Source organism: Pedococcus dokdonensis, from assembly GCF_900104525.1.
Classification (GTDB): Bacteria; Actinomycetota; Actinomycetes; order Actinomycetales; family Dermatophilaceae; genus Pedococcus; species Pedococcus dokdonensis.
The window spans coordinates 1,493,548-1,519,642 of record NZ_LT629711.1 but is presented as its reverse complement, the minus strand read 5'-3'; the positions used below and the strand labels follow the sequence as shown (position 1 = coordinate 1,519,642).

25 protein-coding genes are annotated in these 26,095 nt (G+C 71.1%); 19 read left to right on the top strand and 6 right to left on the bottom strand.

Annotated elements, in window-relative coordinates; all coding sequences use genetic code 11:
- The first annotated feature begins 85 nt into the window (after window positions 1-85).
- From hrcA to BLQ34_RS07325, 3 genes are read left to right on the top strand one after another with little or no spacing between them, the layout of a single operon-like run.
- Entirely contained in the window at window positions 86-1,117 is a 1,032-nt protein-coding gene (gene hrcA / locus BLQ34_RS07335) for a heat-inducible transcriptional repressor HrcA (protein ID WP_091783532.1), read from the top strand.
- A gap of 54 nt (window positions 1,118-1,171) precedes the next feature.
- A complete protein-coding gene (dnaJ, locus tag BLQ34_RS07330) occupies window positions 1,172-2,296 on the top strand; it encodes a molecular chaperone DnaJ (RefSeq protein ID WP_091783529.1) in 1,125 nt (374 codons plus the stop codon).
- Window positions 2,297-2,304: 8 nt separating this feature from the next.
- A complete protein-coding gene (locus tag BLQ34_RS07325) occupies window positions 2,305-3,048 on the top strand; it encodes a 16S rRNA (uracil(1498)-N(3))-methyltransferase (RefSeq protein ID WP_091783526.1) in 744 nt (247 codons plus the stop codon).
- A gap of 76 nt (window positions 3,049-3,124) precedes the next feature.
- On the opposite strand, the gene BLQ34_RS07320 is transcribed toward BLQ34_RS07325, so the two are convergent.
- Together BLQ34_RS07320 and BLQ34_RS07315 are read right to left on the bottom strand one after the other, a co-directional pair.
- Window positions 3,125-4,252: a Gmad2 immunoglobulin-like domain-containing protein gene (locus BLQ34_RS07320; RefSeq protein WP_091783505.1), complete on the bottom strand. Its 1,128-nt coding sequence runs from the start codon at window positions 4,250-4,252 to the stop codon at window positions 3,125-3,127.
- Window positions 4,249-4,797 carry a SigE family RNA polymerase sigma factor gene (locus BLQ34_RS07315; protein WP_197674880.1) on the bottom strand — a complete coding sequence of 183 codons (549 nt, stop codon included), beginning with the start codon at window positions 4,795-4,797 and terminating at the stop codon, window positions 4,249-4,251. Before BLQ34_RS07315 ends, BLQ34_RS07320 begins: the two co-directional genes overlap by 4 nt.
- 69 nt (window positions 4,798-4,866) lie before the next feature.
- Between BLQ34_RS07315 and BLQ34_RS07310 the strand changes: the two genes are divergently transcribed.
- The 9 genes from BLQ34_RS07310 to BLQ34_RS07270 all read left to right on the top strand — a co-directional run bounded on the left by BLQ34_RS07310 (window position 4,867) and on the right by BLQ34_RS07270 (window position 13,922).
- On the top strand, window positions 4,867-5,238 hold the full coding sequence (locus tag BLQ34_RS07310) for a histidine triad nucleotide-binding protein (protein WP_091783500.1): 372 nt from the start codon (window positions 4,867-4,869) through the stop codon (window positions 5,236-5,238).
- 132 nt (window positions 5,239-5,370) lie between these two features.
- The gene (locus BLQ34_RS07305; RefSeq protein ID WP_091783497.1) at window positions 5,371-5,805 is read left to right on the top strand and encodes a hypothetical protein; all 435 of its coding nucleotides are present in this window, start codon (window positions 5,371-5,373) and stop codon (window positions 5,803-5,805) included.
- A gap of 109 nt (window positions 5,806-5,914) precedes the next feature.
- On the top strand, window positions 5,915-6,919 hold the full coding sequence (locus tag BLQ34_RS07300) for a hypothetical protein (RefSeq protein ID WP_091783494.1): 1,005 nt from the start codon (window positions 5,915-5,917) through the stop codon (window positions 6,917-6,919).
- Window positions 6,920-7,052: 133 nt separating this feature from the next.
- Window positions 7,053-8,072, top strand: coding sequence for a PhoH family protein (locus BLQ34_RS07295; protein WP_231961488.1), 1,020 nt, complete (start codon window positions 7,053-7,055; stop codon window positions 8,070-8,072).
- Window positions 8,050-8,517 carry an rRNA maturation RNase YbeY gene (ybeY, locus tag BLQ34_RS07290; RefSeq protein WP_091783488.1) on the top strand — a complete coding sequence of 156 codons (468 nt, stop codon included), beginning with the start codon at window positions 8,050-8,052 and terminating at the stop codon, window positions 8,515-8,517. The genes BLQ34_RS07295 and ybeY overlap by 23 nt, the downstream gene beginning before the upstream one ends.
- A 10-nt stretch (window positions 8,518-8,527) precedes the next feature.
- The gene (locus tag BLQ34_RS07285) at window positions 8,528-9,850 is read left to right on the top strand and encodes a hemolysin family protein (protein WP_091783485.1); all 1,323 of its coding nucleotides are present in this window, start codon (window positions 8,528-8,530) and stop codon (window positions 9,848-9,850) included.
- Entirely contained in the window at window positions 9,847-10,824 is a 978-nt protein-coding gene (gene era / locus BLQ34_RS07280) for a GTPase Era (protein WP_091783482.1), read from the top strand. The genes BLQ34_RS07285 and era overlap by 4 nt, the downstream gene beginning before the upstream one ends.
- Window positions 10,825-11,025: 201 nt before the next feature.
- The gene (locus BLQ34_RS07275) at window positions 11,026-12,843 is read left to right on the top strand and encodes a BCCT family transporter (protein ID WP_172829450.1); all 1,818 of its coding nucleotides are present in this window, start codon (window positions 11,026-11,028) and stop codon (window positions 12,841-12,843) included.
- 44 nt (window positions 12,844-12,887) lie between these two features.
- The gene (locus BLQ34_RS07270) at window positions 12,888-13,922 is read left to right on the top strand and encodes an aspartate-semialdehyde dehydrogenase (RefSeq protein WP_091783476.1); all 1,035 of its coding nucleotides are present in this window, start codon (window positions 12,888-12,890) and stop codon (window positions 13,920-13,922) included.
- Here the strand turns inward: BLQ34_RS07270 and BLQ34_RS07265 are convergent.
- Window positions 13,919-15,862 (bottom strand): acyl-CoA dehydrogenase family protein, encoded by a 1,944-nt coding sequence (locus BLQ34_RS07265; protein ID WP_091783473.1) that lies wholly within the window; start codon window positions 15,860-15,862, stop codon window positions 13,919-13,921. The genes BLQ34_RS07270 and BLQ34_RS07265 overlap by 4 nt on opposite strands.
- Before the next feature lie 118 nt (window positions 15,863-15,980).
- On the bottom strand, window positions 15,981-16,877 hold the full coding sequence (locus BLQ34_RS07260) for a GNAT family N-acetyltransferase (RefSeq protein WP_091783470.1): 897 nt from the start codon (window positions 16,875-16,877) through the stop codon (window positions 15,981-15,983).
- A 113-nt stretch (window positions 16,878-16,990) separates the two neighbouring features.
- On the opposite strand from BLQ34_RS07260, the gene BLQ34_RS07255 reads away from it, so the two are divergent.
- The 4 genes from BLQ34_RS07255 to BLQ34_RS07240 are packed head-to-tail and all read left to right on the top strand — an operon-like array spanning window position 16,991 to window position 20,681.
- Complete coding sequence (locus BLQ34_RS07255; RefSeq protein WP_091783467.1) at window positions 16,991-17,629, top strand: ArsR/SmtB family transcription factor; 639 nt, start codon at window positions 16,991-16,993, stop codon at window positions 17,627-17,629.
- The gene (locus BLQ34_RS07250) at window positions 17,626-18,942 is read left to right on the top strand and encodes an MFS transporter (RefSeq protein ID WP_231961487.1); all 1,317 of its coding nucleotides are present in this window, start codon (window positions 17,626-17,628) and stop codon (window positions 18,940-18,942) included. The genes BLQ34_RS07255 and BLQ34_RS07250 overlap by 4 nt, the downstream gene beginning before the upstream one ends.
- A gap of 32 nt (window positions 18,943-18,974) precedes the next feature.
- Window positions 18,975-19,628, top strand: a complete 654-nt coding sequence (locus BLQ34_RS07245) for a GntR family transcriptional regulator (protein WP_091783464.1) — start codon at window positions 18,975-18,977, stop codon at window positions 19,626-19,628.
- Between the two features lie 33 nt (window positions 19,629-19,661).
- Complete coding sequence (locus BLQ34_RS07240; RefSeq protein ID WP_091783461.1) at window positions 19,662-20,681, top strand: 1-aminocyclopropane-1-carboxylate deaminase; 1,020 nt, start codon at window positions 19,662-19,664, stop codon at window positions 20,679-20,681.
- Between the two features lie 47 nt (window positions 20,682-20,728).
- Here BLQ34_RS07240 and BLQ34_RS07235 read toward each other — a convergent pair whose 3' ends face one another.
- A complete protein-coding gene (locus BLQ34_RS07235; RefSeq protein ID WP_091783458.1) occupies window positions 20,729-21,508 on the bottom strand; it encodes a helix-hairpin-helix domain-containing protein in 780 nt (259 codons plus the stop codon).
- Window positions 21,509-21,741: 233 nt separating this feature from the next.
- Between BLQ34_RS07235 and leuA the strand changes: the two genes are divergently transcribed.
- Entirely contained in the window at window positions 21,742-23,487 is a 1,746-nt protein-coding gene (leuA, locus tag BLQ34_RS07230; RefSeq protein ID WP_091783456.1) for a 2-isopropylmalate synthase, read from the top strand.
- Between the two features lie 119 nt (window positions 23,488-23,606).
- Here leuA and BLQ34_RS07225 read toward each other — a convergent pair whose 3' ends face one another.
- Complete coding sequence (locus tag BLQ34_RS07225) at window positions 23,607-24,251, bottom strand: alpha-ketoglutarate-dependent dioxygenase AlkB (RefSeq protein WP_091783453.1); 645 nt, start codon at window positions 24,249-24,251, stop codon at window positions 23,607-23,609.
- A gap of 152 nt (window positions 24,252-24,403) precedes the next feature.
- On the opposite strand from BLQ34_RS07225, the gene recO reads away from it, so the two are divergent.
- Both recO and BLQ34_RS07215 read left to right on the top strand, forming a co-directional pair.
- Window positions 24,404-25,240, top strand: a complete 837-nt coding sequence (gene recO / locus BLQ34_RS07220) for a DNA repair protein RecO (RefSeq protein ID WP_091783450.1) — start codon at window positions 24,404-24,406, stop codon at window positions 25,238-25,240.
- 92 nt (window positions 25,241-25,332) lie between these two features.
- Window positions 25,333-26,019, top strand: coding sequence for an isoprenyl transferase (locus BLQ34_RS07215; RefSeq protein WP_231961486.1), 687 nt, complete (start codon window positions 25,333-25,335; stop codon window positions 26,017-26,019).
- Window positions 26,020-26,095: the final 76 nt, after the last annotated feature.

The window sequence follows — 26,095 nt, the reverse complement described above, 5'->3', positions numbered from 1 at the left end:
CCGGAAACCACGTAGACTTGGCACTCGCTGGGCCTGAGTGCCAACCGCTGAAACTGATCTGAACCACCGTGATCGGAGGTGTGTAATGAGCGAGGAACGTCGCCTCGCGGTGCTGCGTGCGATCGTGCAGGACTACGTCCAGACCTCCGAGCCGGTCGGCTCCAAGTCGTTGCTCGACCGCCACCAGCTCGGGGTCTCGGCTGCCACCGTGCGCAACGACATGGCCGCCCTGGAGGAGGAGGGGCTGATCGCCGCCCCTCACACCAGCGCGGGTCGGGTGCCGACCGACGCCGGGTACCGGCTCTTCGTCGACCGGCTCAGCTCGGTCAAACCGATGACTCCCGCGGAGCGGGCTGCCATCGCCCAGTTCCTCGAGGGCGCCGTCGACCTCGACGACGTCGTCGACCGCACCGTGCGGCTGCTCGCCTCACTGACCCGGCAGGTCGCGGTGATGCAGTACCCCTCCCTGACCCGCTCGACGGTGCGTCACATCGAGTTCGTGCCGATGGGCCCGAGCCGGCTGATGGTGGTGCTGATCGTCAACACCGGCCGGGTCGAGCAGCGGGTCATCGAGACCGCCCACGACCTGTCCAGCGCCGACGGCGAGGCGACGCTCGGACTCGTCCGGGCCAAGGTCAACGCCCGCGCCGACGGCCAGCGGCTCGTCGACGCCGCAGCGTCCCTGGCGAGCCTCGCCGACGAGTTCGACCCCGCCGACCGTGACCTGGTCCGCTCGGTCGTCCAGTCGCTCGACGACGCGCTGGTCGAGGAACGTGAGGAGCGCGTGGTGCTCGCGGGCACCTCCAACCTGGCGCGCGTCGGCACCGACTTCCCACTCACCATCGGGCCCGTGCTCGAGGCGCTCGAGGAGCACGTGGTGCTGCTCAAGCTGCTCGGCACCGCCCGCGAGACCAGCGACGCCGTCTCGGTGCGGATCGGGCACGAGAACCCCTACGCCGGGCTCCAGTCGACCTCGGTCGTCTCGACCGAGTACGGCTCCGGCTCCGAGCTCGTCGCCGGTCTGGGCGTGCTCGGCCCGACCCGCATGGACTACCCCACGACGATGGCGTCGGTGCGGGCCGTGGCGACCTACGTCTCCCGGATCCTCGCGCAATGACGCGCGTCCACCCGCACCACCGACCGTCAGCCACCTGACACCAAGGACACCGCGTTGAACGACTACTACCAGGACCTGGGCGTGGCCCGGGACGCCAGCCCCGAGGACATCAAGCGGGCGTACCGCAAGAAGGCCCGCACGCTGCACCCTGACGTCAACCCGAGCCCCGAGGCCGAGGAGCAGTTCAAGAAGGTCTCGCAGGCCTACGACGTGCTCTCCGACGCCGACAAGCGCCGCTCCTACGACATGGGCTCCGACCCCTACGCGGGCGGCGCGGCCGGCTTCGGCCAGGGCTTCTCCTTCAGCGACATCATGGACGCCTTCTTCGGGGCCGGCGCGGGCCAGGCCCAGCGCGGCCCCCGCTCGCGCCAGCGACGCGGGCAGGACGCCCTGATCCGGCTCGACATCGACCTCGCCGACGCCGTCTTCGGGGCCGAGAAGGAGCTCGCCATCGAGACCGCTGTGGTCTGCTCCACCTGCCACGGCGACGGTGCCCAGCCGGGCACCTCGCGGCGGACCTGCGACGTCTGCGGTGGGCGCGGCGAGATCCAGCAGGTGCAGCGGTCCTTCCTGGGCCAGGTGATGACGACCCGTCCGTGCGTGACCTGCCAGGGGTACGGCGAGGTGCTCGTCAGCCCCTGCTTCGAGTGCTCCGGCGACGGCCGGGTGCGCACCCGCCGCACGCTCACCATCAAGGTGCCTGCCGGCGTCGACACCGGCACCCGCATCCAGCTCGCGGGCGAGGGCGAGGTGGGTCAGGGCGGTGGTCCGGCCGGTGACCTCTACGTCGAGGTCGCGGTCCGACCCCACCAGACGTTCCAGCGTCGCGGCGACGACCTGCACTGCACGGTGGAGCTGCCGATGACGGCCGCAGCCTTGGGCACCACGATCAAGCTCGAGACCTTCGACGGCACCAACGAGCTCGAGATCAAGGCCGGCACCCAGGCCGGCGACGCGATGACGCTGCGCGGTCTCGGCGTGACCCACCTGCGGGGGACCGGCCGGGGCGACCTCATCGTGCACGCCAACGTCCAGACGCCGACCCGCCTCGACGAGCAGCAGGAAGAGCTGCTGCGCCAGCTCGCCACCCTGCGTGGCGAGGAGCGTCCTGAGGGTCGGCTCGCGCCCGCGCACCCCGGCCTGTTCGGCAAGCTGCGCGACGCCTTCAAGGCCAAGTAGCCCGCGCCGTGACGCTGCCGCTCTTCCTCGTCGAGCCGTCGCTCGTCGCGGGTGCCACGGTGGGCAGCGGCGTGCTGCTCGACGGCCCCGAGGGGCGGCACGCGGCCGCCGTGCGACGGATCGGCGTGGGGGAGCACGTCATGCTCGCCGACGGTGTGGGCCTGCGTCTCACCTGTGAGGTCACCGCTGCCGGTAGGGCCGATCTCGACCTTCGCGTGCTGAGCGTCGAGCAGGAGCCCGAGCCGCAGCCGCGGTTCGTCCTCGTGCAGGCGCTGGCCAAGGGCGACCGTGACGACCAGGCCATCGAGGCGGCGACCGAGCTCGGGGTCGACGAGGTCGTGCCCTGGCAGGCGGCGCGGAGCATCGTCCAGTGGCGCGGCGACCGCGGTGACAAGGCTCGTCGCAAGTGGGAGTCGGCCGTGCTGGCGGCCGCCAAGCAGTCCCGCCGGTCCCGGGTGCCGGTCGTCGCCGAGCTGGCCACCAGCAAGACGCTCGCCACCCGCATCGCCGGCGCCGCCGCGGCATACGTCCTGCACGAGGACGCCGAGGACGCCCTTGCCGGACAGGGGCTGCCCGCCTCCGGTGACGTGCTCGTCGTCGTCGGTCCCGAGGGCGGGATCACCTCCGAGGAGGTCGCGGCGTTCGAGCTGGCCGGGGCCCGAGCCGTGCGCCTCGGCAGCACGGTGCTGCGCTCGTCGAGCGCCGGTCCCGCCGCGCTCGCGGTGCTGAGCGCGGCAGGGCGCTGGCGCTGACGCGCGGCAGGGCGCTGGCGCTGACGCGCGGCAGGGCACTGGCGCTGACGCGCGGACCGACCGCGCGACCGCGGTCTCACTTGACCGTGAAGCTCACCGTCTTCTCCGCGGCGACCTTGTCGCCGTCCTCCATGCTCATCGCGAACACCCGGATCGAGTAGTCACCGGGAGCGAGCTTGCCCAGTGCGATCGAGTAGGTGCCCTGCTCGGGTGCTCCGATCGAGGCGGTCTCGAAGCCGGTGGCCACCTGGGTGGCGCCCCGCTTCAGCTGCCAGTTGACGTGGGCCTCGAAGACGATCGCAAGGCCCTTCACGACGACCGGCTTGCTCGCGGAGAGCACCTGGTCGCGTCCGGGTGCCGTGACCCAGATCGGCGCGATGTCCTCGTAGAGCCGGTCCGACGGGGGACGGGTGAAGTCCTGGTCGGTCGAGATCGACCCGAACAGCGTCGTCGAGCCGTCGGCGAGCTCGAACCGCACCGGCAGGGTCCTCTGCGCAGCCGCCTGTGCGGTCCAGACCAGCTCCTGCACTGCGAGCCGCTGGGTCTCGGCGTCGAACCCCTCGGCCCCCGGCGTGCTGAGCTGCACCTCGATGGCCTGCTGGGTCACCGTGACCGCGCCGATGGTCTGGCCCGACCAGGGCTGGAGGTAGCCGTCGGTGTTGGAGTAGGGCTGGGCGTTGGTCGCCAGCACCAGTGCGGCCTTGACCCGCTCGGCGGCTGTCGCCCCCACCGGGACGGGGGTGCGGACGAACTCGCGGAACAACCGGTAGGTCGGCGTGGCGTCGCCGATGGGCCCGACGAAGTAGACCGGGAGGGACACCGTCTCGGTGTCGCCGGGCGAGCTGGTCGTCGGTCCGTCGGTCGGCGTGGTGGCGGGCGGTGTGGTCGGAGCTGTCTGGGACGGGCCGTTGGTCTGCGGGGGTGTGACGGTGGGACCGTCCTCCTGGCCAGACCACCAGACCCCACCGATGATGGCGGCGACCGCAGCCGCGGCGGCCAACGGCATCAGCCAGCGCCGGGTGGCGGCGCCACCGGTGGCGGACTCCGGACCCAGCTCGTGCGCCTTGTGCAGGATCGTGTCGAGCCGCGCGGACGGGCGGACCTGCTCGGCGTCGCGGGCGAGCGCCTGGCGCAGCCGGCGCTCCACCACGTCGAACTCGCCCGGCTCGTAGTCGGGGTGCAGGAAGTCGGTGCGGTCGCTCATGGCGTCGCCTCCATCCGGTCGCGCAGGGTCGCGAGGCCCCGGTGGGCGTGGGCCTTGACCGAGCCGGCGGATATGCCGAGGGCGTCGGCGATCTCGGCCTCGCTCAGGTCGAGGTAGTAGCGCATGGTCAGGACCTCTCTCTGGCGCTGGGGGAGTCGGCCCAGCGCAGCGATCATGGAGCTGGTGGCCTCGGACTGCAGGGCCCGGTCCTCGGCGCTCGCCTCGGTGCGGCGGGCGTGCGCAGTGGGCTCACCCGCCTCGCGTGACAGGTAGCGCTCCTCGACACCGCGGTGCCGCAGCCCGGAGCGTGCGCCGTTGACGACGGACCGCCGCAGGTAGGCGGCCGCGGCCTGGTGGTCGCGAAGCCCGTCCCAGTGGCGGTGCACTGCGATGAAGGCGTCCTGGACGACCTCCTCGGCCGCGAGGTCGTCGCGCAGCAGCAGCCAGGCGAGCCGCACGAGACCCGACCAGTGGGCGGCATACAGCTCGGTGACGGCCTGGTCGGCGCTCGGCCGCACCTCACCGCCACGCTCCCGCTCAGCCACGCTCAACAGTCTCACGCCCCCTTGACGCGCAACCCCTGCTGCGGGTTGACGCGCCGATACGCTCGGTTCATGGCAGCTTCCGAGAACCGCAGCACCGACCCCGACTGCCTGTTCTGCAAGATCGTGGCCGGGACCATCCCTGCGACGGTGGTGCGCGAGGACGAGGCGACCCTGGCGTTTCGCGACCTCGACCCGCAGGCGCCCACCCATGTCCTGGTGATCCCGCGCCACCACGTCGCGGACGTCGGCGGCCTGGCCGCCGAACGACCCGAGGACGCCGTGGCGCTGCTCGACGCGGTGCGCCTCGTGGCCGAGCAGGCGGGCGTCACCGCGGGGGGCTATCGCAGCGTCTTCAACACCGGCAAGGACGCGCACCAGACGGTGTTCCACGCCCACGTCCACGTCCTCGGCGGCCGGTCGATGGCGTGGCCTCCCGGCTGAGCGCGGGTAAACCTTGCACAACTGCAGGTAAACATTCCTCGACGGAGGACAATTCACCGCGCATCGTGCCAGATCCCCTGATACTCATCTCTCGCTCCCAAAAGGGATCCATGTGAATCAAAGGGGATTTAGATGAAGCGAGCCTATGCAATCGCAGCCGGTGCACTCCTGGCAGCATCCACGTGCCTGGTTGCGACAGGGGGGTCGGCCAGCGCGGAGAACCCGTCCTGTCCGAGCACGAGCGGGAACCGGGCGTTCAAGGACGCACCGGACGGCTACACGGGGGCGATCGTCTGCTTCAAGGCCGACGGTGACGTCTTCTACTACGCCGACACGCACAAGGAGGCGGTGGGGATCTCGGGCGGCATGATCTACCGCGCCACGGACGGCCTGGCGCACGACCACGACAACATCAAGCTGTGGGACAACAACGGCGCCCTGAACGGGTGGGAGACCCTCAACACCAACGAGGTGGAGGGCACCGCGGTGTACTACCGCGCCTGCCTGCACGACTTCAGCGCGGGACGTGACTACGGCTGCTCCGGCGAAGTGGGGTCGGTGGCCTAGCCACCTGCTCCAGTGCCTGCGGCGGACGGCTCGCCAGCCGTCCGCCGCAGGTCGGGCACGACACCAGGGCACGGGGAATCGTGGGGACAGGGAAGGGCAGGGCCGCCAGATGGTGTGCAAGCAGTCGGGGCGTGGCGCGGTGGGCGGGGTGCGGGGCCGGACGCTGGCCGGCCTGCTCGGGTCGCTGCTAACGGTCGCCGCCGTCTCGGGGTGTGGCACCGGAGGCGAGGCAGCCAGCCGGGCCACGTCCGTGCCGCCCGTCACCCTGCCGAGCCTGACCCGGGTCACCACCGCAGCCCAGGCCTCGGCGTCTCCGTTCACCGAGGCCTTCGAGTCCGTGGACGAGCTGTTCGCCGAACGCGATGCCTACGAGCGGCTGATGCAGGCCTGCACGGCCCGGTACGGGTACGAGTTCGTCCCCCACGACACCTACCGCCCGCGCGAGCAGTTCTTCGACCTGGCCCAGCCCTACGGGCCGGTCGACCTCGCGACGGTGCGCGAGCTGGGCTACCACGACCCGGCCTCGCTGCAGGGGCCGCCCCCGGCACCGATGTGGGAGGGGAGCCCGACGCCGGCCCGCATCCTGGTCGGGAGGGGCGAGGAGGTCACCCTTCCGTCGGGTGCGAAGCTGCCCGACGGCGGCTGCGACGCGGAGAGCGTGCGAGCGCTGGGTGGCGAACGGCCGCAGGAGGCGGTCGAGCTCGCCGGGCGGGTCTTCGTGGCCGCAGACAAGGACCCCCAGTGGGGCCGGGCCGTCCGTGCCTGGTCCGACTGCATGCGCGCCAAGGGACACCGCTTCACGAGCTCGGTGGAGGCTGTGGAGCGGTACCGCTCGCGGCCCGGTCGGCCGAGTGCCGAGGAGAAGGCCGTCGCCGTCGCCGATGTCGAGTGCAAGGACAGCACGCGTGAGGTCGACACCCTCGTTGCCGTCCTCGCCACCCACGAGGCAGCGACCATCGCCGACCACCGCGACGCCTTCGCCGAGTACGCCCGCTGGCGCGCGAAGCAGTCCCAGCGGGTCCGGGCGGTGCTCGCCTCCACCCCACCCCCCGTGCGCAGGTACTGGCTGGACGCGGCCGGAGCCCGTACGACCGCGCCGCCGAGGGCGCAGTGACGACCGCGGCAGCGCAGTGACAATGACGTGGTCGCCCGGCTGAGCGGCACCGTAGACTGGGCAGACCATGCCAGAACCTGACCAACCGATTCATCCGACATCAGTGGGGGGCGCGCCCGAGGGCGGTCTCCCGATGCCCACGCACACCGTCGAGATCCCGCCCCAGGTGCAGATGGTGACGCTGCTCGGGCCGAGGGACGAGCTGCTGCGCACCATGGAGCGGGCCTTCCCCAAGCTCCAGATCCACGTCCGCGGCAACGAGTTCCACCTCTCCGGTCCGAGCGCCGAGGTGGCGCTGGCCGAGCGGACCATCGACGAGCTGCTCCTCGTCATCGACGGCGGCCAGCCGCTCAACCGCGACGCCGTCGAGCGCTCGATCAGCATGCTGCGCGCCCAGACCACCGAGCGCCCGGCCGACGTGCTGACCATGAACATCGTGAGCAACCGGGGCCGGACGATCCGGCCCAAGACGCTCAACCAGAAGCACTACGTCGACGCGATCGACGCCCACACCATCGTCTTCGGGATCGGCCCCGCCGGCACCGGCAAGACCTACCTGGCGATGGCGAAGGCGGTTGCCGCGCTCCAGGCCAAGCAGGTCAACCGGATCATCCTCACCCGGCCGGCCGTCGAGGCGGGGGAGCGGCTCGGGTTCCTCCCGGGCACCCTCAACGACAAGATCGACCCCTACCTGCGCCCGCTCTACGACGCGTTGCACGACATGGTCGACCCCGAGTCGATCCCGCGGCTGATGGCGGCCGGCACCATCGAGGTCGCGCCCCTGGCCTACATGCGGGGTCGGTCCCTCAACGACGCGTTCATCATCCTCGACGAGGCCCAGAACACCTCGCCCGAGCAGATGAAGATGTTCCTGACCCGGCTCGGGTTCGGCTCCAAGATGGTCGTGACCGGTGACATCACCCAGGTCGACCTGCCGGACGGCACCCGGTCGGGGCTGCGGGTGGTCCGCGACATCCTGGCCGACGTCGACGACATCGCCTTCTCGGTGCTGACGCCGCAGGACGTCGTGCGGCACCGGCTGGTCGGGGCCATCGTCGATGCCTACGGCCGCTGGGACGACGAGGGCCAGCGCCCCCGGGTCGAGCACGCCCAGGGAGGTCGAGGACCGCGTGAGCGTCGACGTTCTCAATGAGACCGACTACCAGCTCGACGAGCTCGAGCTGGTGGCGCTGAGCCGCTACGTCATGGGCGAGATGCGGGTCCACCCCGGTGCCGACCTGTGCCTGCGGCTGGTCGACGAGGCCGCCATGGAGGTGCTCCACGTGCAGTGGATGGACCTGCCCGGCCCCACCGACGTGATGAGCTTCCCGATGGACGAGCTGCGTCCGGGTCGCGAGGGGGAGGAGCCCGAGGAGGGTGTCCTCGGCGACATCGTGCTCTGCCCGTCGGTGGCCGCCAAGCAGGCTGCCGAGGCCGGGCACGCGACCGAGGAGGAGCTCCTGCTGCTGACCACGCACGGGATCCTGCACCTGCTCGGCTACGACCACGCGGAGCCCGAGGAGGAGCGCGAGATGTTCGAGCTCCAGCGTCAGCTCCTGCTGACCTTCCTCGCGGGTCGCGGGCGTCCCACGACCTGATGGCGTCGTCATGACCGGACTCGTCCTCGCCGCCCTCGTCAGCGTCGCCGCCGCGTTCCTCCTGTCCGCCGCCGAGGCGGCCCTCTGGCGGATGTCTCGGGTGCGCGCCCAGGAGCTGCTCGACGAGAAGCGCGCGGGCGCCAACGCGTTGTCGCGCATCGTCGCCGACAGCGCGGCATACCTGTCCGTCACGGCGTTCCTGCGCGTGGTCGCGGAGTCGACGACGGCCGTGCTCATCACGCTGGGGACGATCGACCTGGTCGACGGCTTCTGGAAGCGCCTGCTGATTGCGATCGGGGTGATGGCGCTGGTGTCGTTCGTCGTGGTGGGCGTCTCGCCGCGGACCCTGGGTCGTCAGCACTCGGACTCGGTGGCCCTGCTCGCCTCGCCGCTCATCGTCGGACTGCGCACCTTCCTCGGCCCGGTCGCGCGGGTGCTGATCGCGCTGGGCAACGCCGTGACCCCGGGGCGCGGCTACCGCGACGGGCCGTTCCAGAGCGAGTCCGAGCTGCGCGACCTGGTCGACCTCGCGGGCGAGAGCGCGGTGATCGAGGCCGAGGAGCGCGAGATGATCCACTCGGTCTTCGAGCTCGGTGACACGGTGGCTCGCGAGGTGATGGTGCCGCGCACCGACATGGTGACGATCGACGGCGAGAAGTCGCTGCGCTCGGCGATGTCGTTGTTCCTGCGCTCCGGCTTCTCACGCATCCCCGTGGTCGGCGACGGCTCCGACGACATCCTCGGCCTGCTCTACTTCAAGGACGTCGTGCGTCGCGTCAACGCCGACGCCGACGCAGCGGCGCTCCCCGTCACCGCCCAGATGCGCCCGATGCACTACGTGCCCGAGAGCAAGCCGGTCGACGACCTGCTGCGCGAGATGCAGCGCGACCAGAGCCACTTCTGCGTCGTCGTCGACGAGTACGGCGGCACGGCCGGCCTGGTGACGATCGAGGACATCATCGAGGAGATCGTCGGCGAGATCGCCGACGAGTACGACCGTGAGGCGCCGGGTGTCGAGGACCTCGGCGACGGCACCTTCCGGGTGCCCGCGACGATGGACATCGACGACCTGGCTGACCTCTTCGACGTCGACATCGAGGAGGACGAGGTCGACACCGTCGGCGGGCTGATCGGCAAGTCCATCGGGCGCGTGCCGATCGTGGGCTCCCGGTGCGAGGTCGCCGGTCTCGCCCTCACCGCTGAGCGGATGGCCGGCCGCCGGCACCGCATCGCCAGCGTGATCGTCGAGCGGGTCGCCGCGGCCGACGAGGACTCCGACGCCGACGACGTCGAGCGCACTACGGTGGAGCCCGAGCGCGAGGGAGTGTCATGACTGCGAGTGGTTCCGGACCCACCGACGGGTATGCCGCGGACGCGGGTCCGGGGGCGGCCGAGGGTCGCTACCTGGCCGGCTTCGCCTGCCTCGTGGGCCGACCCAACGCCGGCAAGTCGACGCTGACCAACGCCCTGGTGGGCCAGAAGGTCGCGATCACCTCGTCCAAGCCGCAGACCACCCGCCACACGATCCGAGGCATCGTCACGACCCCGGCCTCGCAGCTCGTGCTGGTCGACACCCCAGGGCTGCACAAGCCCCGGACCCTGCTGGGGGAGCGGCTCAACGACGTCGTGCGCGAGACCCTGCTCGAGGTCGACGTGATCGGGTTCTGCCTGCCCGCCGACCAGCGGATCGGTCCTGGTGACGGGTTCATCGCCCGAGAGCTGAAGGAGATCCAGCAGGGCAAGCGGCGTCCGGTGGTCGCCATCGCCACGAAGATCGACGCGGTCGACCGCGAGCGGCTGGCCGAGCACCTGATCGCGATCGACCAGCTCGGTGACTGGGACGCGATCGTGCCCTGTTCCGCCGTCGACGGCCGACAGGTCCAGGACGTCGCCGAGGTGCTGGCCAGCTACCTCCCGACGTCGCCCGGTCCGCTCTACCCCGAGGGCCAGCTGACCGACGAGCCCGATGTCGTGATGATCGCCGAGCTCGTGCGTGAGGCCGCCCTCGAGGGCGTCCGTGACGAGCTGCCGCACTCGCTCGCCGTGGTCGTCGAGGAGATGGTCCAGCGCCCGGACCGCCCCGAGGGCAGCCCGTTGCTCGACGTGCGCGTCAACGTCTTCGTCGAGCGCCCGTCCCAGAAGGCGATCATCATCGGTCGAGGTGGCTCGCGGCTCCGCGAGGTCGGCACGACCGCGCGGCGGGGCATCGAGGAGCTGCTCGGCCAGAAGGTCTACCTCGACCTGCACGTGAAGATCGCCAAGGACTGGCAGCGCGACCCCAAGCAGCTGCAGCGCCTGGGCTTCTGAGCGCCCGGCCCGCAGCGCGGCATACCGAAATCGCCGTGGTAGCAACGCTTTTCGCGTGACGTGACGCATCACACGTGCCCACGATTTGGCTGACGCGCAGGCTCTCGGCATTGTGGACGGTCGATCGAGACTGTTTCGCTACGCAACTGACGAGAAGCCCGAAGGAGCGGCGCCCGCACGCGCCAACACCCTGTGAGCACACTGACCAAGACCGGCCCGGCCGCCCCTGCCGAGGCAACCGGAGAGCACGACGCCCTCGAGACCCTCCACCCGGCGCTCGACCCCGTGGTCGACGAGCACCCCGCGGGCGAGCCGCAGAAGCTCGACACCGTCGTCTTCGGTGTCACTGCCGCGATCGCCGTCGCCTTCGTGCTGTGGGGTTTCCTCAGCACCAAGAGCCTGAGCTCGGCGTCCAGCGCGGGCCTGGGGTGGGTCGTGCACAACATGGGCTGGCTGTTCTCCCTCGTGGCGTCCGGGTTCGTCCTCTTCGTCATCTGGCTCGCCGCCGGCAAGTTCGGGCGGATCCCGCTCGGCCGCGACGACGAGGAGCCCGAGTTCCGGACCGTCTCGTGGATCGCGATGATGTTCTCGGCCGGCATGGGGATCGGCCTGATGTTCTACGGGGTCTCGGAGCCCCTGTCGCACTTCGTGGAGCCGCCGCCGGGCACCGGCGCGGCCGGCAACCCCCAGGCCGTGCAGACGGCGATGGCCACGACGCTCTTCCACTGGACCCTGCACCCGTGGGCGATCTACGCGGTGGTCGGCCTCGCGGTCGCCTATGGCGTCTTCCGGCGCGGCCGCTCGCTGCTGATCAGCTCCGCCTTCGCGCCCCTGCTGGGCGAGCGCCGGGCAGCCGGGCCGGCCGGTCGCGTCATCGACATGCTGGCGATCTTCGCGACGCTCTTCGGGTCGGCCGCCTCGCTGGGCCTCGGTGCCCTGCAGATCGGGTCCGGCCTCGAGATCGTCGCCGGCCTGGGCAAGGCCGGCAACGCGGTGCTCGTCGGGATCATCACGGTCCTGACCGTCTGCTTCATCCTCTCGGCGGTCTCGGGCGTCGCGAAGGGGATCCAGTGGCTGTCCAACGTCAACATGGTGCTGGCCCTGGCCCTGGCCCTGTTCGTCTTCGTCGTGGGCCCGACCGTCTTCATCCTCGACCTGGTGCCGACCGCCGTGGGCTCCTACTTCCAGGACCTCGCGATGATGTCGGCCCGCACCGACGCGGCCGGCGGCGACGCGATGCAGGAGTGGCTGTCGGGCTGGACGATCTTCTACTGGGCCTGGTGGGTGAGCTGGACGCCGTTCGTCGGCATGTTCATCGCGCGCATCTCGCGGGGTCGCACCATCCGCCAGTTCGTCACCGGCGTGCTGCTGGTGCCGAGTGTCGTGTCGCTGGTGTGGTTCGCGATCTTCGGTGGCGCCGGCATCGACGTGCAGCGCGCAGGCACCGACCTCGCGGGGTCGGCCAGCGCCGAGGCGTCACTGTTCGGGCTGCTCCAGGAGATGCCGCTGTCGACGATCACCTCGGTCGTCGTGATGCTGCTGGTGGCCATCTTCTTCGTCTCGGGTGCGGATGCCGCGTCCATCGTGATGGGCACCCTGTCGGAGCGTGGCACGCTGGCCCCGAGCCGCAAGACCGTCATCTTCTGGGGCGCAGCCACCGGTGCCGTGGCAGCGGTGATGCTGCTGGTCGGTGGCGAGGACGCCTTGTCGGGGCTGCAGGACATCACCATCGTGGCCGCCCTGCCGTTCCTGGTCGTCATGATCGGCCTGGCGATCGCCCTGGTGAAGGACCTCAGCAGCGACCCGCTCATCGTCCGTCGTGCCTACGCCGTGGCCGCGGTCGAGCAGGCCATCGTCGCCGGGGTCACCGAGCACGGTGACGACTTCACGCTGGCCTTCGAGGAGTCCGCCCCCGGTGAGGGGGTGGGCGACCTGGTGGCCACCGTCACGGGGAACGGCACCAGCGCCGACGAGGGCCCCGAACCTGCCCCTGACCGCGCAGGATCTGCCACATCGTGAGCCGCTGAACCGGTGCACGACCGAGCCGACCTATCCTTGGTCCCATGAGAATTGGTGTCTTCGGGGCCACCGGGCAGGTCGGCTCGGTCATGCGCGCACTCCTGGCCGAGCGGGGCTTCCCGGTCGACGAGATCCGTTACTTCGCGTCGGCGCGGTCTGCCGGCACGACGCTGCCGTGGGCCGGTGGCGAGGTAACCGTCGAGGACTCCGCGACCGCTGACTTCTCGGGCCTCGACATCGCGCTGTTCTCGAACGGCGGAGCGGCGTCCAAGGAACTGGCCCCCCAGGTCGCCGCCGCCGGCGCCGTCGTGGTCGACAACTCCTCGGCCTGGCGCAAGGACCCTGACGTGCCGCTGGTCGTGAGCGAGGTCAACGCCGACGACCTCGACACGATCCCCAAGGGCATCGTCGCCAACCCCAACTGCACCACGATGGCCGCGATGCCGGTCCTCAAGCCGCTGCACGACGAGGCGGGTCTGGTGCGCCTCACCGTGGCCTCCTACCAAGCAGTGTCCGGCTCGGGGGGCAAGGGTGTGCAGGAGCTCGACGGGCAGCTGCGCGGGGGGTATGCCGCGGGCGAGCCCGCCGACCTCGCCCTCGACGGGCGGGCCGTCGAGCTCCCGGCGCCGAACGTCTACGCCGTGCCCGTCGGCTTCAACGTCATCCCGCTGGCCGGGTCGGTCGTCGACGATGGCTCGCTCGAGACCGACGAGGAGCAGAAGCTCCGCAACGAGTCGCGCAAGATCCTGCACATCCCCGACCTGCGCGTCTCCGGCACCTGCGTCCGCGTGCCGGTCTTCACCGGTCACTCGCTCGCGATCCACGCCGAGTTCGCCGACGACATCACGCCCGAGCGCGCGCTGGAGCTGCTCGCCAAGGCGCCGGGCGTCGTGGTGAGCGACGTGCCGAACCCGCTCGAGGCCGCCGGTCGCGACGAGGTCCACGTCGGCCGGGTCCGGGTCGACCAGTCGGCGCCCGAGGGCAAGGGACTGGTGCTGTTCGTCGTCGGTGACAACCTGCGCAAGGGTGCCGCCCTCAATGCCGTGCAGATCGCCGAAGAGCTGCTCAAGCGCCGCTAGCGCACCGCGCGCCAGACCGACTCGGTCTCGCTGGCGCCGGGGGTCCACTCGGCGATCCACGGCCCGGTGCCCTCGCTCGGGTCGAGCACACCGTCCTCCAGCCAGGTGTAGTCGCCCGCCAGCACGCCCTTGGCCAGTCGCAGGTCTGCGTCGTCGGTGTTCGACCACAGCGCGGTGAACAGCGACTCGACCCGCTGTCGGCTCTGCTGGCAGAACACGTCGGCGAGCTGGTAGGCCGAGCGTCCGCGCGCCTCGTCGTCGGTGCGCAGCATCTCGGCCCGGCTGCAGGCTGCGGAGATCGCGAACAGCTCGGCCCCGATGTCGACGACCCTGCCGAGGAAGGCCTGGCGGTACTCCATCTTCGCCTGCCAGCGGGACATCCCGTAGAAGGTCTGCCGGGCCAGCTTGCGACTGGACCGCTCGACGAACCGCAGGTGCGTCGCCAAGACGCCGAACTCGGCATACGAGGTGGGTGCGGCGCCCTTGCCGATGACGAGCTGCGGCAACCACTTCGCGTAGAAGCCACTGGCGCCGGCGGCGGCGCGCGCCTTGTCCTCCAGCGAGGCGTCCTTCTCCGCCAGGGCGCCGGCGGCCTTGAGGTGGGCGTCGACGGCCTCGCGGGCGATCAGCAGGTGCATGATCTCGGTGGACCCCTCGAAGATCCGGTTGATCCGCAGGTCGCGCAGCATCTGCTCGGCCGGGACGGCGCGTTCGCCGCGGGCCCGCAGCGACTCGGCCGTCTCGTAGCCTCGCCCGCCACGCACCTGGACCAGCTCGTCGGCGATCTGCCACGCCATCTCCGAGGCCCAAAGTTTGGCCAGGGCCGCTTCGATGCGGATGTCCTTGCTGCCGGCGTCGGCCAGCTGCGCCGAGAGCTCGAGGACCGACTCGAGGCCGTAGGTGGTCGCAGCGATGAACGCGAGCTTCTCCGCGACCGCGCCGTGCTCCCCGACCGGGCGACCCCACTGCACCCGCTCGGCGGACCACTCGCGCGAGATCTTGAGCGCCCACTTGCCCGCGGCGGCACACATGGCCGGGATCGACAGCCGCCCGGCGTTGAGGGTGGTGAGGGCGATCTTGAGGCCGTCGCCCTCCTTGCCCAGGCGGTTCTCGACCGGCACCCGCACCTGGTGGAACCGGGTCAGCCCGTTCTCGAGCCCCTTGAGCCCCATGAAGGAGTTGCGTCGCTCGACGGTGATGCCGTCGGCATCGCCCTCGACGACGAAGGCGGTGATGCCACCGCGCTGCCCGTCGTGCTCGGGCACCCGCGCCATGACCACGAGCAGCTCGGCGACGACGCCGTTGGTGGTCCAGAGCTTCACCCCGTCGAGCAGGTATGCCGTGCCGTCCTCGGTGGGGGTCGCCATGCTGCCCATCCGCGCCGGGTCGGAGCCGACGTCGGGCTCGGTGAGCAGGAACGCCGAGATCGCGCCGGCAGCGCAACGGGGGAGGAAGGCCTGCTTCTGCTCCTTCGTGCCGACCAGCTTGACCGGCTCCGGGACGCCGATCGACTGGTGCGCCGACAGCAGCGCGCCGAGGCTCGGGTGGGCCGAGCCGACCAGCATGAGGGCCTGGCCGTAGGACGACATGGTGAGGCCGAGGCCGCCGTACTCGCGGGGGATCTTCATCCCGAAGGCACCGATGTCGGCCAGCCGCGCGAGCACGTCGTCGGGGATCAGGGCATCACGCTCGATGGCCGCGCCGTCGATGGTCGCGCAGACCTCACGCAGCCTCGCCAGGAACTCCGCCCCGCGTGCCTCGTCCTCGGCGGTGGCCCGCGGGTGTGGGTGCACCAGGTCGAGGTCGAAGTGCCCGAGGTAGAGGCCCTTCGCGAAGCTCGGGCGCTCCCAGTCGGACTCGCGCGCCGCTTCGGCGACCGCGCGCGACTCGCTCTCGGTCGGGTTCGTGGTCGGCCGGTCCTGATCGACGTCGCTGCTCATGGCTCGCCTTCCTCGGGCTCCCCACGTTACTGCGGGTAGGCCGGGGTGCTGCCTCGCGCGAGGTGCAGGTTTCGTTCCGATGGACCGATACCTGCGGCGGGGCGGGGGATGGGCTGGGTCAGAGGTCGGTCATCCAGTGCCGCCAGGTCTGAGTGACCTGCATGCCCACGTGCTCGTAGAGCCCGAGGGCGCCGGTGCGGGAGTCGGTGGACAGCTCGCTGACCGTGGCCCCGTGCTCTCTCGCGCGCTCGAAGGCGTCGACCAGCAGGGCGCGAGCCAGACCCAGCCCACGCTGGTCGGCTCGGACCGCGATGGCGTCGACGTAGCCGGTCTGGCCGGCGAGGATCGTGTAGCAGACCCCGACCTCGGTGCCCTGGTCGTCGACGACGAACCGGATCTGCCACGGCTCGAAGCCCGGCCGAAGCGGCCCACGCGGAGCCCAGTCCTCGAACGACGAGGGGTCGCGGTCAGGCCACTCGTTGAAGGCGTCCTCGATGAGCTGGAAGGCGACCCTGCCATCGGCCGGTCCGGCGAACTGCCGCAGCGTGTAGCCGTCGGGGAGCGGCTGCGGCTCGATCGGGCGGTCGGCGGGGACCTGCAGGACCCAGGACGTCCAGCCGAGGCGGTAGCCCCGGGACTGGAAGAACCGCTCGGGGTCGGTGTCGCCCGGCACGGTCTGGCCGACGAGCTTGGAGCCGCGCGCCCGGGCGCAGTCCTCGAGCCAGTCGGCCAGCCAGGTGCCGATGCCACGGCCCCGGTAGTCGGGGTGCACCGACGCGTCGGCCCGACGTCCCTTGAAGACCTCGCCCGAGGCCGCCAGGCGGTCGCCGTCCCAGATGCCGATGGCCTCGGTGGCCAGGTCGAAGCTGCCGCGCGCCCAGTCGCCCTCGATGTCCTCGACCTCGATGGCCGCCTCGCCCACGTCGTGGGCCTCGGCGGCGGCGACCACCTCGAAGACGGCGCGCGCGTCGGTGGGGGAGAGGGGGCGGGCCACCAGCCCGTCGGGAAGGTCCATGCCGGAATCGTGCCGGGAGCAGCGTCGGGACGCACGCGGTTTTCCCGGTTGGCGGTGCTAGCAAGATGTGAGAGAGTTCTCTCGAGACAGTTCTCTCACGATTTGGAGCGACGATGGTCGACCGGCCGGACACCAACCCCTACGGGGATGTCGAGCTCACGCCCCGGGGCATGCGGGCCCTCGCCCATCCCGTCCGCCTGGCCATCCTCAGCCGACTCCAGGGCTTCGGGCCGAGCACGGCCACCGCCCTCGCCCCGCTGGTCGGGGCGACGCCGTCGGTGACCAGCTGGCACCTGCGCCACCTCGCCGAGCACGGGCTGGTCCGTGACGCCGACGCCGACGTCGACGCCGACGTCATGGGCGACGGGCGGCAGCGCTGGTGGCAGGCCGCCGGCACCGGCTTCCGCTTCACGCCCAGCTCTGACGAGGCCGGACGCGACGCCGCGACCCTGCTCTCCCACGTGCTCTTCGACCAGGCGCAGGACCTGCCCAGGGTGTGGGTGCGGGACACCGAGCCCCTGCTCGAGGACGACTGGCGCCGCTCCGCGGGCCTGTCCAACACGACCTTCCTGGCGACCGCCGACGAGCTGGCCGAGGTCGAGGCCGCGATCGAGGAGCTGCTCGCTCCCTATGTGCGGCGCCGGGCCGACCGCCGGGCCGACGGCACGAACACGCCGGGAGCACGCAACGTACGGATGCTGCGCTACGTGCTGCCCGAGGCCGACCCAGGGTCGATGGAGGAGTCGTCGTGAGCGACCCCGAGGCGACTGCCACCGCCGCGCCGGACACCACCGGGCTGACGGCGCCGAAGACCCCGCTCTGGCGCGACCGCCGGTTCGCGACCTACTGGGTCGGTCAGGGCATCTCCCAGTTCGGCGACCGGATCACCGAGCTGGCCCTGCCGCTCATCGCCGTCACCATGCTGCACGCCGGCGCCACGACCGTGGGCCTGCTGACCGCGGCGGTGTGGGCGCCCAACATCCTCTCGCTCCTGGTCGGCACCTGGGTCGACCACCACGAGCGCAAGCGCCGCCTCCTGGTCGTGGCGGACCTGCTCCGGTGCGTCGTGCTCCTGACGCTGCCGGTGGCCCACTTCCTCGGCGCGATCACGCTGGCGCAGTTGTTCGCGGTGGCCCTGGTGGCCGGCCTTGGGCAGGTGCTCTACCAGACGTCCTATCCGAGCTTCTTCGTCTCGCTCGTGCGGCGCGACCAGTTCGTCGAGGCCAACAGCCTGCTCAGCGGCACGCGGTCGGCCTCCTTCGTGGCCGGTCCGGCGGTCGCCGGTGGCCTGATCCAGGCCGTGACGGCGCCCGTCGCGATGCTGGTCGACGCCGTCACCTTCGCGGTGTCCGCCGTGCTGATCGGCCGGGTCAGGGTGCGCGACGTGCCGGTCGACCCGCCCGACGGGACCGGCCTGTTCCGCCGGGCCCGCGACGGCATGGGGCTGGTGCTCAGCGACCGCTACCTGCGCGCCTCGCTGGCCTGCGCCACGACGATCAACCTGTTCAACCTGATGGCCGGCGCGCTGCTCATCCTGTTCGCCAGCCGCGAGCTCGGCCTCTCGGCAGGTGTCATCGGCCTCGCGCTCGGGATCGGAGCCACTGGCGGGCTGCTTGGCACGGTCCTCGCCGGGCGCCTGACCCGCAGGGTCGGCCTCGGCCGCACCATCGCCCTCGGGGCGGTCGTCTTCTCCGCCCCCTTTGCCCTGCTGCCCCTGGCCGCCGGGCCGACCTGGTCGCGGGCTGGGGTGCTGGCCGCCGTGGAGTTCGTCTCCGCGCTCGGCGTGATGTGGCTCGACATCCCGCTCAACGCCCTGATGACCGCGGTGACCCCTGACGGCGTGCGCAGCCGGGTCGCGGGCGCGTTCTCGAGCGTCAACTACGGCATCCGCCCGGTGGGTGCCGTGCTCGGCGGTCTCGTGGGCGAGTGGATCGGTCTGGGGCCGACGATGGTGGTCGCGGCGATCGGCGGCTCCCTGTCGGTGCTGTTCCTGCTGTGGTCGCCGGTGTCCGGCACTGCGACGATCGAGGAGCTCGACAGCGTCCACGAGGCGGGCAGGGGTTGACCAGGCAACCGCACTGATATGCAATATATTGCATGCCGGTGCCGAGCCTTGCGCCCCCATCCACCCGCAGCCTGCTGCGTGACGACGTCTACGGCCGGCTCCGGGACGCCATCGTGGACGGGACCCTCGGGCCCAACGAGCAGCTGCGCGACCAGGAGCTTGCCGCCTGGCTCGGGGTGAGTCGCACCCCCGTCCGGGAAGCATTGCTGCGGCTCCAGCAGGCCGGACTCGTCGTGGCTCGTCCAGGGCGGTCCACCACCGTCGCGGGGGTCGACGCCCGAGCCGTGCGCGACGCACAGGCCGTCGTCGCGGCGATGCACGAGGTGGCGGTCCGGGCAGCGGTCTCCGTCCTGGACGCCGTGGCGCTGGATGCCATGCGCGCCGCCAACGACCGCTTCGCCGCGGCCCTGCGGGCCGGCGACGTGGAGACCGCGCTCGCGGCGGACGACGAGCTGCACGGCATACCGGTGGAGGCGGCCGGCAACGCCGCGGTGGCGACGGTCCTCGGTGAGTTCACCCCGGTGCTGCGGCGGATGGAACGCCTGCGCTTCTCCTCGCTCAGTGGGCGAGCGTCGGTGCGGCTGCACGACGAGCTGATCACCCGGCTCGCCGCCGGCGACGCCGAGGGTGCCGCCGCGGTGAGCACCCGCACCTGGCACACCCTCGCGCCGTTGCTCGACACCTGACCCCACGACGTCCAGGCAGACCAGGAGAACCGCATGTCGATCCACGACTTCGACCGCTACCCGCTCACCTTCGGCCCCAGTCCGGTGCACCGGCTGGCGCGGCTCACCGCACACCTCGGCGGCGCCGAGGTCTGGGCCAAGCGCGAGGACTGCAACAGCGGTCTGGCCTTCGGGGGCAACAAGACCCGCAAGCTCGAGTACATCGTGCCGGACGCCCTCGCCGCGGGCGCCGACACCCTCGTGTCGATCGGCGGCTACCAGTCGAACCACACCCGCCAGGTTGCCGCCGTCGCAGCCCACCTCGGGCTGAAGTGCCGGCTGGTGCAGGAGAAGTGGGTCGACTGGGACGACCCGGTCAACGACAAGGTCGGCAACATCCTGCTCTCGCGGATCATGGGCGCCGACGCGCGACTCGACCCGCACGGCTTCGACATCGGCATCCGCACGTCCTGGCAGGACGCGCTGCGCGAGGTCGAGGAGTCCGGCGGCAAGCCCTACGGCATCCCGGCGGGGGCGTCCGAGCACCGGCTCGGCGGTCTCGGGTTCGCGAACTGGGCCTATGAGGTGGTCGAGCAGGAACGCGAGCTCGGCGTCTTCTTCGACACCATCGTGGTCTGCACGGTGACGGGGTCGACGCACGCCGGCATGATCGCCGGCTTCGCCGCCCTCGAGGACGCCGGTGGTCGACCGCGCCGGGTGCTCGGGATCGACGCCTCGGCCACGATCGACCAGACCCGCGTCCAGGTGCGCCGGATCGCCCAGCGCACCGCCGACCTGATCGGCGTCGACCGGTCGCTGCGCGATGACGAGGTGACCGTGCTCGAGGGGTGGGCTGGTGACCTCTACGGCATCCCCGTCGAGTCGACGGTCGACGCGATCCGGCTCAGCGGCCGGCTCGAGGGCATGATCATCGACCCGGTCTACGAGGGGAAGTCGATGGCAGGCCTCGTGGACCTGGTGACCTCGGGGGAGATCGGCAAGGACTCGACGGTCCTCTATGCCCACCTCGGCGGCCAGCCTGCCCTCAACGCCTACTCGGGCATCTTCGACTGAGGTCGTGTGCCTGAGCGGAGTCCATGGCCCGCGCTGAGGCACACGACTCAGTCGGTGTCGGCCAACGCCTCGCGCAGGAACCGCAGGGCGACCGGCCCCACGCCGTGCAGGGTCGCCAGCTCGTCCAGACCGCGCTCGCGGACCTGTTCGAGGGTCCAGATCCCTTGCGCACGAAGGGCTCTCGTCGCGGGCGCACCGATCCGCGGCAGGGGCGTGCCCTGCGGTGCAACCGGCCGGTCGGTCCGCGCGCTGCCCGACTCTGCGTCGACGACGGCCACCCCACGCGGCGACAAGCGGTAGCCGATGTCGAGCGACTCGGTCAGCCCCAGCTCCTTCAGCTTGCGCACGTCGCGCTTGAAGCTCGGGGTATCGCGGCCGAGCTCGGCGGCGAGCTCGGGGGCGCGGACCGTGGGGGACCGGTCGATGATGGCCAGGGTGGCTCGCGTCCAGGGTCCGATCGCCGACGCGCGGTCGAGCCGGTCGAGGCGCTCGACGATGGTGGCCACCTCCGCAGGCTCTGGCACCGATGCCCGCAGCTGCTCGCGCGGGTCGGCGCCCGCGTGCCGCAGCCCGACCCGCCACACCGGCTTGTCCGCCTTGGCGGCCAGCATCTGGCGCAGCTGGGCGACCGATGTCGCTCCCGCACGCCGTGCCTCCTGCGCAGTGATGCGCGAGGCCGCGACCTTGTCCACCGAGGTCACCTCGAGCAGCCCGACCCGGGTCCGCAGCCGGGTGCCCACGACGACCCTCGGCCGGTCCCAGCGCCGGAAGGCGAGGTCGACGTCGCCGGCCTTGATCGCGGCGAGGGTGTCCGGTCGGATCATCATGGCGGCAACCTACCCGCCTGTGCCTGCTTCCTGACCGTCCGGATCGTGGGCGGCGCGGTTCGGACGTTGGACGTATGCCGGGCACGCGGCATACCCTCGTGCCGTGCGTTCACTGCGCCTCCTCCTTCGCCGCCGCGGCGGGGCCTGACCGATCAGCCGCCCCTCGTCGCGGAGTTCGCGGTGCCGGCTGAGCTCTTCCAGAGCCCCCTCAGCGAATCGATAGGCGAGAGACCATGATCCACCCCCAGCAGCCGTCGGGCATGCCGGTCGCGAAGTACGTGCCATTCCAGGACCAGATCCCCTTCGCGCTGCCCGACCGCACCTGGCCCACCCGAGTCATCGAGCAGGCGCCGCGCTGGTGCGCGGTCGACCTGCGCGACGGCAACCAGGCCCTCATCGACCCGATGAGCCCCGACCGCAAGAAGCGGATGTTCGAGCTGCTCGTGCGGATGGGCTACAAGGAGATCGAGGTCGGCTTCCCGTCGGCGAGCCAGACCGACTTCGACTTCGTGCGGATGCTCATCGAGGACGACATGATCCCCGACGACGTCACCATCCAGGTGCTGACCCAGTGCCGTGACCACCTGGTCGAGCGCACCTTCGACTCGATCCGTGGCGCCAAACAGGCCATCGTGCACTTCTACAACTCGACCTCGATCCTGCAGCGACGGGTGGTGTTCGGCCTCGACCAGGACGGCATCGTCGACATCGCGCTGCAGGCTGCCCGGCTCTGCCGCAAGCTCGAGGAGACCATCCCCGACACGACGGTCTACTACGAGTACAGCCCGGAGTCCTACACCGGCACCGAGCTCGAGTTCGCGGTGCGGATCTGCAACGAGGTGGCCGACGTCATCGACCCGACGCCGGACCACAAGATGATCATCAACCTCCCGGCCACCGTCGAGATGGCCACCCCCAACGTCTATGCCGACTCGATCGAGTGGATGATCCGCCACCTCGAGCGGCGCGACTCCATCGTGGTGAGCCTGCACCCGCACAACGACCGCGGCACCGGTGTCGCGGCCGCCGAGCTGGGCTACCTGGCCGGGGCCGACCGCATCGAGGGGTGCCTGTTCGGCAACGGCGAGCGCACCGGCAACGTCGACCTGGTCACGCTGGGCATGAACCTCTTCAGCCAGGGCATCGACCCGCAGATCGACTTCTCCGACCTGGACGAGATCCGGCGCACGGTGGAGCACTGCAACCAGCTGCCGGTGGGGGAGCGGCACCCGTGGGGCGGCGACCTCGTCTTCACGGCGTTCTCGGGGTCGCACCAGGACGCGATCAAGAAGGGCTTCGAGGACATGGAGCGCCAGGTGGCCTCCAGCGGGAAGTCGATCAACGAGCTGGTCTGGGGCGTCCCCTACCTGCCGATCGACCCGCACGACGTCGGCCGGTCCTACGAGGCCGTCGTCCGGGTCAACAGCCAGTCCGGCAAGGGCGGGGTCGCCTACCTGCTCAAGGCCGAGCACCAGCTCGACCTGCCGCGCCGGCTGCAGATCGAGTTCAGCGGGGTCGTCCAGGCCAAGACCGACAGCGAGGGCGGCGAGGTCAGCGCGGCCGAGCTGTGGACGATCTTCCAGGACGAGTACCTCCCTGCAGTCGACGGTGCGGTCAACTCGTGGGGCCGGTTCACCCCGGTCAGCCACTCGTTGATCAGCGAGCAGGGCGGGGTCGACAAGATCAGCGCCAGCATGCTCGACAACGGCCAGGAGGTCGTGATCGAGGGCACCGGCAACGGACCCATCGCCGCCTTCGTCGACGCCTTGTCCACGCTCGGCGTGGACGTCCGCGTCCTCGACTACGCGGAGCACGCGTTGTCCGCGGGTGGCGACGCCCGCGCCGCGGCCTACGTCGAGTGCGCCGTGGGCGACCGGGTGCTCTGGGGCGTGGGGCTGCACTCCTCGATCGTCAAGGCCTCGTTGACCGCGGTGCTCTCTGCGGTCAACCGGGCCGAGCGGATCGCACCCACCGAGTAGGCATCGAGCGAGCGCGGCGGCGCTGGAACGTGCAGTTGCGGCGCCGCCATGCCCTCGGCGGGCGCAGGGTTTGCTCACTCGTCGCGCGCACTGGCGCTCTGCACGTCGCAGCGCCGGGCTCAGCGGACGCCGCGTGGCCGGAACTGGATCGAGATGCGGGGCCCGACCGCCTTGGTCGTCTTCGGGATCGCGTGGTCCCAGGTGCGCTGGCACGAGCCACCCATCACCACGAGGTCGCCGTGGCCGAGGGAGAAACCCATCGACGAGCCACCTCCGCGTGGACGGAGCATCAACGACCGGGCCGACCCCACCGAGAGGATCGCGACCATCGTGTCGAGGTCCTTGGAGCGGCCGATCCGGTCGCCGTGCCAGGCGACCGAGTCGCGACCGTCGCGGTAGAGGCACAGACCGGACGTGACGAACGGCTCGCCGAGCTCGGCGGCGTAGTGGCGACTCAGCTCGTCGCGGACCTGGGTCAGCGCAGGGTGGGGGAGCGGCTCGTCCTCGTCGTAGAACTTGAGCAGCCGGGGGACGTCGACCATCCGGTCGTACATCTCGCGCCGCTCGGCATGCCAGGGCACCTCGTGGTGGAGCACCTCGAACAAGGTGTCGGCCCCCGCGAGCCAGCCCGGCCGGTAGTCGACCCACGCGCCTCGGCTCAGTGGCGTGCGGTGCAGGCCGGCCGTCAGTGGGTGCAGCGCGATGTCGTCACCGGTGTCGAGCAACGACCCCTGGAAGGCCGTCGCACCCTCGAACGTGGACATGCCCGCAGCCTAGCCCACCTTCGAACACCTGTTCTAGTCCCGAGCGCCAGCGGGGTCGCCGACGAGCCGGTCCAGCTCGGTCGCCAGGCGCCCGAGGCTAGCCGTCGGCACGGCATACCGGGTTCCGGGGCTGGACTTGCGACAATGGGGCCATGCCCCTGTATCGCGACGAGGGAATCGTCCTGCGCACCCAGAAGCTGGGTGAGGCCGACCGCATCGTCACGCTGCTCACCCGCGGGCTGGGCAAGGTGCGGGTCGTGGGCAAGGGGGTGCGCCGCACCAAGAGCAGGTTCGGCGCCAGGCTCGAGCCGGCCATGATGGTCGACGTCCAGTGCTACGAGGGGCGCAACCTCGACACCGTGACCCAGGCCGAGTCGCTCGCCTCGTGGGGTGACGTCCTGGCCCGTGACTACACGACCTACACCGCTGCGGCCGCGATGCTGGAGACCGCTGACCGGCTCACCGAGGAGCGCGAGCCCAACCTCCAGCAGTACCTCCTGCTCCAGGGCGCGTTGCGCTCGATGGCCGAGGGCCTGCACGACCCGGGGCTGGTGCTCGACGCCTACCTGTTGCGGGCGCTCGCGATCGCCGGTTGGGCGCCGAGCTTCCACGACTGCGCCCGATGCGGTGCCGAGGGTCCGCACCGCGCGTTCAACCTCGCCGCCGGCGGCACGGTCTGCCCGGTATGCCGCCCGGTCGGCTCGGCCGCGCCGGCGCCGGAGACGCTGTCGCTGCTGGCCGCCCTGCTCGCCGGCGACTGGGTCGTCGCCGACGCCTCGCAGGCCAGGCACCGCAGGGAGGGCAGCACGTTGGCGAGCGCGTTCCTCCAGTGGCACCTCGAGAAGGGTGTGCGATCGTTGCGCCTCGTGGACCGACGAGACCCTGACGCGCAGCCGAGGCTCGACTCCCGAGTGACGTGGTCGCCCGCTCCGCTCAGCGTGGTGGACAAGGTCGACGAGGCGCACGCCGCGGCGCAGGCGCACGTGTGAACGCGGCATACCCGAAGCCGTTCGCGCACCTGAGCGGAGCGCAACCTCCTTCTCTGCCGAGGGAGCTCGTCCCTCGGCATGTGGCTATCGTCATGGACGGCAACGGCCGCTGGGCCAACCAGCGAGGTCTCCCACGGACCAAGGGGCACGAGGCCGGCGAGGCCGCGCTGCTCGATGTGACGGCCGGCGCGATCGAGGCCGGGGTGACCCATCTGTCGGCCTACGCCTTCTCGACCGAGAACTGGAAGCGCAGCCCCGACGAGGTGCGCTTCCTGATGGGCTTCAACCGCGACGTCATCCGCCGTCGTCGCGACCAGCTGCACGAGTGGGGCGTGCGGATGCGGTGGGTCGGGCGACGGCCGCGCTTGTGGGGGTCGGTGATCAAGGAGCTCGAGACCGCCCAGGAGCTCACCAAGGACAACACCGGCCTGACGCTCTACTTCTGCGTCAACTACGGCGGTCGCGCCGAGATCGCCGACGCGGTGCAGCGGGTCGCCGAGCAGGTGCAGCGTGGCAAGCTCAAGCCCGGCTCGATCGACGAGAAGACCATCGGTCGCTACCTACCCGAGCCCGACATGCCCGACGTCGACCTCTTCGTCCGCAGCTCGGGCGAGCAGCGCACGAGCAACTTCCTGCTCTGGCAGAGCGCCTACGCCGAGATGGTCTTCCAGGACACCCTCTGGCCCGACTACGACCGCCGCCATCTGTGGGAGGCGATCCAGACCTACGCCGAGCGCGACCGCCGCTACGGCGGGGCCGTCGACCGGGCCGGGCCCTAGCCCCCGCACCCTGCACGAACCTTTGCTAGCAAAGGTTCCGGTGTGAAGGACAGGTTGCAACCTGTCCTTCACACGG